At 31.1% G+C, this 13,217-nt stretch carries 10 protein-coding genes; 7 read left to right on the forward strand and 3 right to left on the reverse strand.

The features are described 5' to 3' along the window. Positions 1-267 precede the first annotated feature (267 nt). Positions 268-1,221, forward strand: a complete 954-nt coding sequence (locus tag U860_RS0107305; RefSeq protein ID WP_025147991.1) for a hypothetical protein — start codon at positions 268-270, stop codon at positions 1,219-1,221. Between the two features lie 315 nt (positions 1,222-1,536). On the opposite strand, the gene U860_RS0107310 is transcribed toward U860_RS0107305, so the two are convergent. The 3 genes from U860_RS0107310 to U860_RS0107320 all read right to left on the reverse strand — a co-directional run bounded on the left by U860_RS0107310 (position 1,537) and on the right by U860_RS0107320 (position 3,061). Beyond that, positions 1,537-1,734 (reverse strand): hypothetical protein, encoded by a 198-nt coding sequence (locus tag U860_RS0107310; RefSeq protein ID WP_025147992.1) that lies wholly within the window; start codon positions 1,732-1,734, stop codon positions 1,537-1,539. A 459-nt stretch (positions 1,735-2,193) separates the two neighbouring features. After that, positions 2,194-2,616: a hypothetical protein gene (locus U860_RS0107315; protein ID WP_240184461.1), complete on the reverse strand. Its 423-nt coding sequence runs from the start codon at positions 2,614-2,616 to the stop codon at positions 2,194-2,196. 46 nt (positions 2,617-2,662) lie between these two features. Then, positions 2,663-3,061, reverse strand: coding sequence for a hypothetical protein (locus U860_RS0107320; protein WP_029952894.1), 399 nt, complete (start codon positions 3,059-3,061; stop codon positions 2,663-2,665). A 357-nt stretch (positions 3,062-3,418) separates the two neighbouring features. On the opposite strand from U860_RS0107320, the gene U860_RS0107325 reads away from it, so the two are divergent. From U860_RS0107325 to U860_RS0107350, 6 genes are all read left to right on the forward strand, one after another. Further along, the gene (locus U860_RS0107325; RefSeq protein WP_025147994.1) at positions 3,419-5,350 is read left to right on the forward strand and encodes an ABC transporter ATP-binding protein/permease; all 1,932 of its coding nucleotides are present in this window, start codon (positions 3,419-3,421) and stop codon (positions 5,348-5,350) included. A 40-nt stretch (positions 5,351-5,390) separates the two neighbouring features. Next, positions 5,391-6,878, forward strand: a complete 1,488-nt coding sequence (locus U860_RS0107330) for a hypothetical protein (RefSeq protein WP_025147995.1) — start codon at positions 5,391-5,393, stop codon at positions 6,876-6,878. A 12-nt stretch (positions 6,879-6,890) separates the two neighbouring features. Then, positions 6,891-7,568: a response regulator transcription factor gene (locus U860_RS0107335; RefSeq protein WP_025147996.1), complete on the forward strand. Its 678-nt coding sequence runs from the start codon at positions 6,891-6,893 to the stop codon at positions 7,566-7,568. After that, positions 7,568-9,277 carry an ATP-binding protein gene (locus U860_RS0107340; RefSeq protein ID WP_025147997.1) on the forward strand — a complete coding sequence of 570 codons (1,710 nt, stop codon included), beginning with the start codon at positions 7,568-7,570 and terminating at the stop codon, positions 9,275-9,277. The genes U860_RS0107335 and U860_RS0107340 overlap by 1 nt, the downstream gene beginning before the upstream one ends. Before the next feature lie 509 nt (positions 9,278-9,786). Then, positions 9,787-10,215, forward strand: a complete 429-nt coding sequence (locus U860_RS0107345) for a DUF5412 domain-containing protein (RefSeq protein ID WP_025147998.1) — start codon at positions 9,787-9,789, stop codon at positions 10,213-10,215. A gap of 214 nt (positions 10,216-10,429) precedes the next feature. Then, the gene (locus U860_RS0107350) at positions 10,430-12,478 is read left to right on the forward strand and encodes a class I SAM-dependent methyltransferase (protein WP_081806640.1); all 2,049 of its coding nucleotides are present in this window, start codon (positions 10,430-10,432) and stop codon (positions 12,476-12,478) included. Positions 12,479-13,217 lie beyond the last annotated feature (739 nt).

Raw genomic sequence — 13,217 nt, forward strand, 5'->3', positions numbered from 1 at the left:
AAACGAAAACGACTATTGGGTTCAAGAATTATCCTGGGAGTAAATACTATAATTTGAGTTTGGTAAGTGTATTTTAGAAATTTCAATACCTTTAAAATCAATGAAAGACTTTTGTAACATTTATGAAAGTAATTTGAAAGTTATTTATAATAAGATGAATATATCAAAGTTAATTTAACTTTATTTCACAGTAAAAGTATAAGCAATGTACAGTATAATTTCATTTTTGTAATCTTATAGAAACACTGAAAGAATAGGAGATATATCATGAATCGTATAAAAAAAATAATTCCCGCAGCATTTGTATTAAGTACAGCTTTATTTGTAGCACCAGGATTTTCTTCAGCGGATACTAATACCACAAACGTAGGAAGTGCGCCAGTAGTAATTAGTGCTCAAGAAGGAAAAGCACCTATGACAGCAGCTCAGGTTGCTAAAAATGGTACGCAACTTCCTTACATTCCTACAGGTCCTTATGAAGAATTTCCTAATGAATGGCATGTGTCTACAGAAGATGGAAAGTTAATTGATTATGTATATGTAGATGTTGTTGCTAAAAGTAATGGAGCAAGAGTTTATGGATTAAAAATAGATGCTAATTCTAAACATAAGATTTTAAAAGCTGATGGTACTTGGCTTAATGTTGGAGAAGAATATGAAAAAACAGGTAACAAAGGAGACGTATTATATACAATAGCAATTCCTAAAACTGATCCAATTTTAGAAGATACTAAATTGAAAAAAGAAGTAAATTGGAAATTAATAGATTCAAATATAGTAGATAAAAATTCAGGTTATCATTGGAGCAAAGCAGTTACAAGTGGTATTTCACATAATGTAACTGTAGGATTATCTTATACAATTGGGATGGAAGTAGGTCTTGAGGGGGTTGCAAAAGTAAATCAATCATTAACTGCAAGTTTTGGTTATGGTATTACTTTAAATTCAGAAAATACAGTTACAAAAACATTTGACTTTAATCCAAAGACTGATTATGCATATGATCAATATAGAACTGCATTATATCAACAAGTAGCAACATATTCAGTTCTTCCAGGGGAAAAACTACAAAAATGGATGTCTGAACAAAATGGTATTTGGGATAATGTTTTTGGTCAACTTGGTGATGAATTTAAGGGTCTTACAAATCCAACAGAATATAAAGTGAAAACCTCTGTTGACTATCCAGTAGATGTTTTAGTTGCACTTACTTCAAAATAATGTGAAAGCTAGCAAAATGCTAGCTTTTTTATTATCTCATCTATATGTATGGGGCCACCATACATGCCCCTTCAAAACGCGAATTTCTTACGCTAAGAAGGTTCTATAAACGGTATTTGATGTTTGGTATGATACTTTGTTTTTGGTAATGAGTTTAGGACTGTTTTTTAAATGTAATTCAGTTAGTTTTGATAGATATAAATAAAGTCCCTTAAACGACCGTTTTCGGTTTTTGTAAAAGATAATAAAGTTGTTTCATTTTCGGATAGCGAATAATTAATATTAGTAAATCTCCGTTTCATTAAACAATTTACTTTATATATTCCAATAGTCACTATTTATATCACTGTTATATTTATATTCAATCTTTTCTCTTCCACACTTTTCACACTTATAAAAACTAGCTGTACCCATCTGTCCTGTTTTAAAATTTTCACTATCTTGAGTTTCAATAAAGTTATATTTATGAATACATTTAGGTTCTTTTACTTTATTTATCCATTTTCTTAACATAAAGTAATCACTCTCCTTTAAAGAATATTCCTCGTGGATTTCTACATTTATAATATCCTACGAAATATTTCCAATCAATGACTACGTTAGGCCTTAGCGTACAAAATTAGCGAAATTTTGGTGCTACCCCATGCCCATCAAGCTAAGAATTTAAAGTACCCCTAAATGGAAATTTTGTGTTTTTATAGCACCGAAGTTTGTTTTTATCGTTTTTGAGATAACTTGTTTTCTTAAGTTGATGGACATGGGGTATCGTCACACATCTATCAACTTAAGAAAAGTAAACACCTCCTAATAAAAAAATCCCATAGGTGTTTTGCAAATCCGTTAATTATCCATCGACGACAATCGTACATATTTTGCCGACGCTTGTTGTTCGCATAGACGCAAGAATAAAAAATCAAATAAAAAAGATAGAGATACAAATATCTCTATCTTTTATCAGTGGGGATGGAAGTTTTACTTTATTCTTTTTATCTTTAACTTCATTATATTTACCGTGAATTCAAGTTTATCAACAATCCCTTTTTCAAAAGTTTTATAAAAAGCATTATTTGATATTGCAATAAAGAACAACATAAGAAAAAACACTTTTGTATTCCCATCTACCGAAGTACCTTTAAATCCCCATTCCTCCAGTGTTTTCTCTCCTATATTTACTATAGAAAACGCCCCAGAAATATATGTAGCAAAAAAATGTACCTGATAAAACCTTTTTAAAAATGCATTTGAATCATATCTCCAAGTATAGATAAAGTGTAAAACGAATGAAAATATAGCCGACAATATACTAGATACTATTAACGTGCAAATAAATATTTCTACTGAATCTGGCTCTATAAACCTAGTAACAAATGAATCTGCAAAATTAATAATATCCATTCCGAATATTACTGCAAAAAAATACAAAATGAATAAATTCAGACCATTACCCATACACATTGGAAACGCAGCTTTTGAAATCCTGCTCATTCGGAATAATTGTATGTAGCTTGGCGTGTTGTACTCCAATATCATATGCTAAAGCTGCATCCACATTTCCCGTAGCCGGGACACCGTTGATTGCGGATAACAATAATGCACCAGTAACATCCTCATCACCTTCCCAATAATCCAACACTTGTGATACAGATAACTCATGACGTAATCGTTCAAGTACCCTAAACTCAAGTTCAAGCTTTGCTTTGGAATAAGGAATTTTGATATGGACCGTACGATGGTCAATTAACTTAATTTTATAAACCATTGAACTAAAAGACTGCGGAACATCCTCAATTGTTAATACATTCAAAGTAAATTTTGCTAATACTTGTTGCAGTGTATCCACTCAAAAACACCCTTTTGTCCCTTTACTCCAACACCCTTTAAAACTTAAATTTCACATGAATTAGAAACAAAAAACAGTTTGTAATTATTAATCGGACAAGCTGTTTTTAAAGTGTTTCAAGAATTTCAAATGTTATATGTTTAAATACAAGATTGTTTTTTTGTTAGTTGAATAAGATTTTCTTTGCTTTACCGTAGATAGTAGCTTTAAAAGTTAATATCTACGGTATTCTTATGTCCATTTTATAAGGATAGGGTATGATGTTAAGCCTGAAATGTACGCAAAAAAAACACAACTTATAAATAGAAAGTTAAAAACATAATTGTAACCTTTTAATAATGAAAGGAAGTGATGGATTTGATAAAAATAGAAAATCTAAAAAAAATATATAATCCTAAAAATGAAAAGCCATTAATAGCCTTACAAGATATTAATTTGGCATTTGATAAAGGAGAATTTGTATGTATATTAGGTAAATCAGGTTCAGGTAAATCAACGTTACTTAATATATTAGCTGGACTAGACAAGCCAACAGAAGGAACAGTTTTCATAGATGAAAAGGACATTTCAAAATTCAGTGATTTAGAAATGGCAAACTGTAGAAAAGACAAAATAGGCTTTGTGTTTCAAGATTTTCAGCTGATGGATCATTTAACGGTAGTTGAAAATGTAGAGTTAGGCTTATCTATGGATTCTATAGATAAGAAAGAGAAGAGAAGAAGAGCTATTGAGGTCCTAAAGAGAGTTGGATTAGAAGGACATATAAATCATAAACCAGGCGAATTATCTGGGGGACAGAAGCAGAGAGTTTCTATATCTAGAGCATTAGTAAAGGAGCCTGAAATCATAATAGCAGATGAACCTACAGGTGCATTAGATAGCAATACATCTGATAGCATAATAAGTTTATTGAAAGAAATCTCAGATGCGGGGAAATTAGTTATCGTGGTTACTCATGATTATGAGTTCAAGGATATAGCAACTAGGATAGTAGAGTTAAAAGATGGAGTGATAATAGAGAATACAAAAAAACAAGGTGTGACTAAGGAAGTTACTCCAAGTGTAGCAAAAGAAAAGAAGAGAAGCTTTGATTTAAATGCAGCTTTCAAGCTGTCTTTAAAAAGACTGATTGAGAAAAAATGGAGATACTTTTTAGTATCTATAAGTATGATTATTGGAATTTGTTCTTTATCTATAGCCTTTGGAATAAGTAATGGAATAAATTCTTATATAGATTATGCAAATAAAAAGATCGTAGATAATAAGAAAGTAACATTTGTAAAAAAGGATATTTTGAATTCGGATGATTATTTTGCGATAAAGAAAAATAAATCCGTAAAATTTTCCCAGGATGAGTATATATTAAATTCAAAAATAAAATTAAAAGATGAAAAAGAACTGGAATTTAATGTAAAACCAATAATTCAAAGTGAATACAAAGATACATATACAAGACCGGAAGTTTTAGAAGGTAAAATTCCAGCGGATAATAAGAATGAAATAGCAATTTCTGACAATATAGCAAATAAAATTGCCAAAAATGGAAACAAAAAAGAGCTTCTAGGAAAGGAAATAGATATTAAGTTTTTAGCTAAAGATGAACTGAATAATTATCCTTCAAGATGGGACAGCCAAAAGTTTAAGATAACAGGAATAACAGAAAAAACATTAATAGGCGATGACTATGCTTATATTCCATATGAAACACACAAGGATATTGTTAAAAGATCAAGATTTTTAGGAAAAGATGAAGATATCCCAACAAATAAAGTAAGCGTATATGTAAAGGATAAAAATCAGATTAATCGTGTATATAAAGATTTTAATAAAGAATATGAAATAGTAAGACCAGCAGATGTACTAAAGAATTTAACGAAAATATTCGAAAATTTCAATCTAGTAGTTTTAGGCGCAGCAGTTTTAATATTATTTATATCAGCTCTTATGATAGGAATAATATTATTTATAAGTGTACTTGAAAGAAAGAGAGAAATTGGACTTTTCATTTCAATTGGCGGTACAAAAAATGATATTAAGAAAATATTTATAACAGAAGGGATCTTATTAGGTGGAATGGCTTCGACTATGGGGGTATTACTGTCAGGAGTATTGACATTTGTAATCAATCCAATTGCTTCTAAATTTATGGATTATGGATTATATCAACCTAGCTTCATAACTCTTATAGTATCACTATGTATTGGTGTGTTAGTAAGCTTAGTGTCAAGTCTAGTTCCAGCGACCAAGGCTTCAAAATTATCTCCTATAGAACTTTTAAGAAGAGACTAGTTATAAATATTAAAATTAAACATTATGGAGGAATTAACCTGTGAATAAAAAACTTGTAGCATGTATATTAGCTTTAAGTGCGACTATGGTAGCCTGTGAGGGAAATTCAAATAATAAAGGGCAGGATACTCAAGTGCAATCAACGCAGCAAAAAAAAGAAGGAAATCAGTTAACGAAAGAACAAATAAACAAACTAATGACTGAATTATCGAAAAAAGTTAAGACGATTTTAATTGATAACAGCGATAAAATAGATGAGAAATTTGATATGAAAAATACACAGGTGTTATTAGTTAGTAATATAAGTAAAACAGCTTATTTAATAAACAGTCAGGATGAAAAGTATGGTAAGAAAGAAGAAGCGGTTGAATATTCAACAGATACTTTTAAAGATAAAGGTCTTCTTACAATACCATATGGTTTAGCTGAATTTAATGGTAAACAAACTTACGTATTTAATATTGATTTTATGGCTAATGCAAGCACAGGAAAGCAAGCGTTAGAAAATGATCTTATGAAATCAATCGTGCATGAAGGTGTACATTTAATCTTACAAAAGGATTTAGAAAGCGGAAAAGTAACTACCGCAGAAGAGACTACGGACGGAGAAAGAGCAGAGAATTATCCTGTACTTTATGATGCAAGAATAAATAGAAAGCAAAATTTATATTATTATAAAAAAGCTTTAGAGAGTAAAAATGAAGAAGAGAGAATAAAATATATAAAAATGGGAAACTATTTTTATAAAAAGTATCTAGATATGAATAATGAACATAAAAAAGAAACAGTTTTTGATAAGCTGGAAGGACAAGCTCAGTATCTAGAATATAGAGGAGTTGCAGTGTTAAACAATTTAGGTAAGGATGAAAACACTGTTAAAGCCGAAACGAAAAAACTATATATAAATGAAAATGATGGATTGAAGGACGATATGTTGGTGGAAGGGGATAAAAATGCTGAGTTTTATACATTAGGTTCTTTGGCTTATGCTAATATTTATAATATGAATCAGGAAAAAGAATTAAATTATAATCATCCACTACAATATTTATTGGATAAATACGGATATATAGAAAACGAAGGGGATAAAGAAATAGGTGATAAGGTTAAAAAATATTATGAGGAAATAAATACTAAATTAAAAAGTAGTATAGATGAAATAAATAGTAAGGTAAATAATGATAAATATATTAAAATTAAAATACCAGTATTAACAAAGTATAGTGAAAATGGATCAATAACATATGAAGATAAATCAATTAAATACAAGTATAACGATGAAGATGTAAATATTGATAAAGTTTCTAATGAAGTGAAAATAGAAGAAAACAGAATAAAGCTAAAATCAGCTACTGTGGTAACAACAAATGGAAGTGAAAAGGATGGAATAATGAATAACATGTATGTTTTTATTCCTAAAGAAAAAGTAGAATTAAATAAGGATAAACTAACTGTACAAACGAAGGAAGTACAAATTTATGATGCTAAATTTATAGAAGAGAATGGAGTATATAAGTTAGTAGAATAATAGGAGGGCTACATGTATAAGGTTTTAATAATTGAAGATGATGTGAGGATAGGAAATTTAATTAAAGATTATTTTTCTAAAGAAGGGTTTCAAGTCATATTAGAAGAGGATGGAATTGAAGGCTATGCTGCCTTCAATTCTATTTCTGTTGATTTAATTATTTTGGATATAATGTTACCTAGTTTAGATGGATTTTCTATTGCAAAGAGAATTAGAAAAAAATCAAATGTACCAATCATAATGGTTACAGCGAGAAGTGATGATGAAGATCAATTAAAGGGATATGAATTTAAAGTTGATGATTATATAACCAAGCCCTTTAATCCGGAAATTTTAATTGCTAAGGCTAAAAATCTTCTTGAAAGACTTCAATTGTATAAAGAAAAAGATAATGAAGATATATTTGAAATAAGTGACTTAAAAGTAGATTTTTTAAAAAGAAGAGTATTTATTGAGAATGAAGAAAGTATTCTTGAACCTAAGCAATTTGATATTTTAAAGTACTTGATACTTAATAAAAATAAAGTGATTTCAAGAGAAGAGCTATTAAATAAATTATGGGGATATGATTATTTTGGCAGTGATAGAGTTGTAGATACGCAGATAAGGAAGCTGAGAAAAAATTTAGGAAGTAAAGCATATCTTATCAAAACCGTTTTTTCAGTAGGATATTCTTTTGAGGAGGAATAATGAAAAAACTAAAAATCATACATAAATTATTAATCATAAATATAACTATCTTCATATTTGTATTTTTAAGCCAATTTGTTTTTCAAAATCTATTTTTTGATAAGTATTATAATTATTACAAAGAAACTATGTTGAAAAATAGTATCAAGAAATTTGAAGAAGTACTTTATAATGATAAGCTTTCCAATCAATATATAAATAAGACTTTAGATGAAGATGAAATTATAATTTCTTATTTAGATAAAGATTTGAATGTAATAAAAGGAGATTTAACAGATTCATTTCATTTAAGTATAAAAACGAAGGATAACGAGATTAAGGATCTAGCAATTCAATCTATGTCATTAGAGGGAAATGGTTTAAGTGTAGGAGATTTTGTAGAAATAGACGGTTTTAAACTCAAAAACGAAGATAAAATACATGTAAAAAATTTAATAATTAAAAAAAAGGATGAGAAAAATGATAATTCAACGATAAACACGTCTGATTACAATTTTGATTTTGAACAAAAAGAAAAGATTGATGTAAAGTTTGAAGGAGAAATACTCTCTTTTAGTAGCGTTAGCCAAAAAACTTTGAATCATAGACAAGCAATTTCAACTTATTTAGGTCACTTGGATAAAAATAAAATGAAAGAAGGTAATGATGTTTTTACCGACTTTAATCGAACATATTTAATAAGTTTAAAAAAAGTAGGTCATAATTATATTTTAGCATCTGCATCTATAGAAGGGTCTAAGGAAGCAATTGGAATTTTAAATAATTTTAATTTATATATTATATTTCTTACTTTGATTTTAGCAATTGTAATCATATACATATATTCTAAGCAAATAACGAAGCCACTACTTCAAATGAAAGAAGTAGCTAAATCAATAGCAAACCAAGATTTTGATAAAAAGGTATGCATAAATTCAAAAGATGAGCTACAGGATTTAGGTGAATCTTTAAACGATATTTCTTCAAATTTAAAAAGCAATATAAATCAACTAAAAGAAGCAAACAAAAAGCTTAAGCAAGAATATGAAGAGAGGTTGGAGATAGAAAAAAATCAGAATTTTTTATTGATTAATATATCCCATGATTTAAAGACACCTCTTACAATAATTAAAGGGTATTTAAAAGCTATAAAAGATGGTGTATATAGTAAGGATGAATATATAGACTATACGATAGATGAGGTAGATGAGATAAGTAGGACACTAAATGAAATGCTAGAGATTACTAAGTTGAAATCGAAATCTTATTCTTTAGATATGGAAATGACTGATTTTACAAGATTAGTATATAAAACATATGATAAATTAAAATATCTTGCTAAGGAAAAACAACAATCAGTAGAACTTAATTTAGTAGATGATGCCTTTGTACATATCGATGAAAGGGAAATGAAGAAGGTACTAGAAAATCTTATAACAAATGCTATAAAATATTCGCCGGATTCAATGAATATAAATATAGATTTAGTAGAAGAGCATGATCAATATGTTTTTAGCATAGAAAATGAAGGTGCTCATATACCAGATGAGGATGTAAAGAATATTTTTAAAGAGTTTTACAGGGTTGATAAATCAAGAAATAAAAAAACAGGTGGAAATGGTTTAGGATTGGTCATAGTAAAAGTTATATTGGAAGCCCATCATATTCAATATGGTATAAAGAATAATAAAAAAGGTGTAAAATTTACAATTTATTTACCTAAAAATTAGTGAGTTATGAATTGAAATAGATTTTAAATTAGAGTTATAAGTACCACCTAAGGAAACGTCCTTAGGTGTTTTTTAGTGAATTGAGCAATGAACCTTATTTTGTTTATAACTCATAATGGGTATCTTCGCCTATCTCCTCGAAAAAGGGTACGGAAGCGATTCAAAGAATAACCCGCCGCATTTTAAAATTTTTCCAATTTGGGCGGGCGTTTCTTATATTTCTTGTAGGGGTAATCACAGGGTTGCTGCTCTAGTCCGTCACATTATTAACATAAGATGGAATTTAATTAATGAGCTATAGGGGGTCACCATACATGCCCATCAAGCTAAAATTTGATAGTCCCCCCAGAATGAAAATTCTATTCATTATTAACTACTGATAACGAGAATTATGTGAAATATGCCCTTTTAATAAAAACTATTAAGGTAGGATTTATATTTTCGAGTATATTACATCATTTCTTTAATGGTATAATATGGTTTATATTCTGTGGACTGGAGTTGAATGAGTGAGTAATATAAATACAAAAGGTAAAGTTAAAAAAACAAAAAGAAAAGTATTAATAACTATACTGTCTATGTTAGTAATTATAATTGGATTTGGATATTGGAATTTTTTTAGTTTGCAAGGTGTTCCAAAAGGTGAATTAATTCGAACAGTGAAATCTCCAGATGGAAAATATCTCATTAAGACTTATTTTCATAATGCGGGATCATTAAGTGCGGATGCTGTTAGGGGTGAATTAGTTAACCTTGATACAGATTCAAAGAAAAATATATATTGGAACTATCCAGATACGGATCCATATATTGAATGGGTAAATAAGAATAGTGTTAGAATTGGAGATCAAACTTTAGATATTTCACAGAAAGAAACCTATGATTGGCGTGATGATGATAAGCACGTTAAAGAAATGCCTAAACAATTTATTAGATAAAACAAGAAAAATTAAATTTATTCAATCTTATTTGTTTAACTATAGATAGGATTATATGAGTGAAAAGTCCCTTTAGAAGATCTAAAGGGACTTTTTTAGGTTTCTAGATACGACTACTGATAATTGGTATTATATTAAGGAGTCTCGCCACATCGTCATCAAGCTTAGAAATTGTGTTACGGGCGTTAGGGTAATGCGAGGATATTGATTATATATGGGGGTAAATAAGTTGAAAAACATTGAAGTTCTAAATAAATACATTGAAGGGTTTTCTGATGCTCTCCCTACGTGGTTAAAGCATCTAATCGAGGCAGAGGAGATACATCAAAACTATGAGAATGTACAGGTACTTGGTGCATTAAAAACAGATGCGGTGTTGTACTATGTACACCGTACGCTGCAGGTGTTAGATGGGTTGTCTTTAGATGAAGAAGCGTATCACATTATTGAAAAGGTACTAACGTATAGTGAGCTTGCAAAGGTAGGCTCTTTAAAACAGCGGGAGCAATGGAAGAAAAATGGGATAAACCTATTGGTACATAACGAGGGTTCTGCTGATATCTTTAGTGATATTCAGTTTATCGAACGTATAGGGACAAACTTAAACTCTACTGAGTATTTGTTTGTTCGAGATTTAATTAGAACACATGGATTAATCGGGCAGTATATCCGCGGGGAGGCTCGTTTGGACTCACATTTTGATTTGATCAACACGTATAAAGAAGAGTACGGAGACGGTAGGTTAAAGGAGATTCTATACTATCTTAACCAATGTATTATTGAGGGCGTATCAAAATCCTTGTGGAGTGAAGTAAAGGACGATGTGAAGATTACAATTGATGGTCTGTTTGATGGCTATGTGGAGCTATTTACTTCACGCATACATAGACTCACGCCAAAACATAAGGAGTCAGCATTTGAAAAAGATATAATTATGGGGAGCGAGAAGAATGGCGTTCAAACCTTCTTATCTGATAAGGATTTGTGGTATGTAGAACCGTCTATGCATGCTCTTAGCTTCGAGGATATCTGGACAGTTTTTGTTATGTTAAAGAACGAGATAGGCACTGGAAAGGTTCAGCATATCCATTTCGAGAAATTGATGCAGCAGTTGCACTATGATTTCAAAGGCGAGAAGAAGGACAACGTGTATCGTAAGCGGGTTATTGAGAAGTATCTACGGGAGTACCGTGAGAACGAGAAGCTGGATACAACGCATGTTTCCTTTGAGGTTAAAGTCGATGAAGATATGAAGACTGCGTATGTGTCGTTTCAGTTTTCTGCTGTAGGTGAGGCGTTAATTACCTTCTGTGTAGAGGCAGAAAAGGTAGATATGATGCATGCTCGGGCAAACGTGCTGCTATTTGATTTCTTCGGGTTACGTAAGGATGCGTATGATAGATTCCATAACGAAGAAGTGTATCTGGAGCATATGAATAGTTCGGCTGATGATAAACGAATTATTCTTGATTATATAAAGGGAGATACGGTTGTAGATGTCGGAGCCGGTGGTGGTGTCATGCTAGACATGATTGAAGAAGAGACCGAGGATAAACGAATCTATGGTATCGATATTTCCGAAAACGTGATTGATACATTGAAAAAGAAGAAGCAGAACGAGGGTCGTTCTTGGGACGTCATTAAAGGGGATGCAATCAACTTAAGCAGCTCGTTTGATAAAGAATCGGTTGATACCATTGTATATTCTTCTATCCTTCATGAGCTGTTCTCTTATATTGAGTATGAAGGTAAGAAATTCAATCATGAAGTAATTAAAAAGGGTCTGCAGAGTGCCTACGAGGTGTTAAAGCCGGGAGGTCGTATTATCATTCGTGATGGCATCATGACCGAAGATAAAAGGTTAATGCGTGTGATTCGTTTTAAAGATGCGGGCGGAATGAAGTTCTTAGAGCAGTATGTCCATGAATTTAAGGGTCGTATAATCCAGTATGAGGTACTTGCAGAAAATACAGTCAAAATGCCTGTTAACGATGCGATGGAGTTCTTATATACGTATACCTGGGGCGAGGATTCCTTCGCTCATGAGGTGCAGGAGCAGTTTGGAATCTTTACGCCAAACGACTATAAGGATTTCGTAAAGGGTATCTTTGGAGATAAAGTAAACATTGTTCAAGCTATGAACTATTTGCAGGATGGATATACAACCCATATTAGCGAGAAAATCGAGTTTAAAGATGAGTCTGGGAATGCGGTTGCGCTACCGGATAGTACGTTCTTTATGGTTTTAGAAAAGGTGAAGTAATGGGTTATTGGTACAAATAAAGTATAAAGGGGTAAAGGGCAATGAAAATCTTAGAAATGCAATACACAAAGAAGGATAAAACATCTTTACAATCTAGGGTTGTCGAGTGCTGATGATACGTTTTGCTTATTCATTTTAAAAAACCTAATATTTGTTAATTCGATTATATAAGACAGAAAAATCGCTGGGAAGCGGTAAATAAGGATGAATTGTATATTGATAAATCAACAACGAACCCAAAAGGGGAAGCAATACACGAACAAGCGAAGCGCAGTGAAGTGGACGATACAGCTTGTCTGTATCGTCTGGTTTTTCGTAGCAAATGTAACTTATATATTGGTTACTATCATTACTCAAAACCTTGGACGGAACAGGCAGGCTGTTCCGTCGTCTTTCGTACTCAGGCACCGCTGTTCCCCCTTGTGGGGGATTTTTTTGTTTTTCTACATTTTTATATATTTTATTTAAAGCAAATGTGCTTAAACGTTGGTGCTTCAAAGCTTCTTCATTAGTTCTTCTACATCTTTGGGGAACCGCCACATCACCATCAAGTTAAAATTTTATAATGCACCATGCCCATCAACTTAAGAATTCAAAATTACCCCAAAACGAAAAAATGAGCTTTTTGTTACCAGTTAGCACAAAATTTCGTTCTGGGGGTACTATAAAATTGTAGCTTGATAGCGATGGGGTGCCGCCAGCATTTCGGAAAAACCCCACGCTAAGAGCATGCAAAATT

Origin of the sequence: Bacillus sp. H1a (assembly GCF_000633475.1) — a bacterium.
Lineage (GTDB): Bacteria > Bacillota > Bacilli > Bacillales > Bacillaceae_G > Bacillus_A > Bacillus_A paramycoides.

Excerpts from the sequence above, each read along its gene's own strand:
- U860_RS0107305 (WP_025147991.1), top strand. The coding sequence starts at position 268 with ATGAATCGTATAAAAAAAATAATTCCCGCAGCATTTGTATTAAGTACA.
- U860_RS0107310 (WP_025147992.1), bottom strand. The coding sequence starts at position 1,734 with ATGTTAAGAAAATGGATAAATAAAGTAAAAGAACCTAAATGTATTCAT.
- U860_RS0107315 (WP_240184461.1), bottom strand. The coding sequence starts at position 2,616 with ATGGATATTATTAATTTTGCAGATTCATTTGTTACTAGGTTTATAGAG.
- U860_RS0107335 (WP_025147996.1), top strand. The coding sequence starts at position 6,891 with ATGTATAAGGTTTTAATAATTGAAGATGATGTGAGGATAGGAAATTTA.
- U860_RS0107340 (WP_025147997.1), top strand. The coding sequence starts at position 7,568 with ATGAAAAAACTAAAAATCATACATAAATTATTAATCATAAATATAACT.
- U860_RS0107350 (WP_081806640.1), top strand. The coding sequence starts at position 10,430 with ATGGGGGTAAATAAGTTGAAAAACATTGAAGTTCTAAATAAATACATT.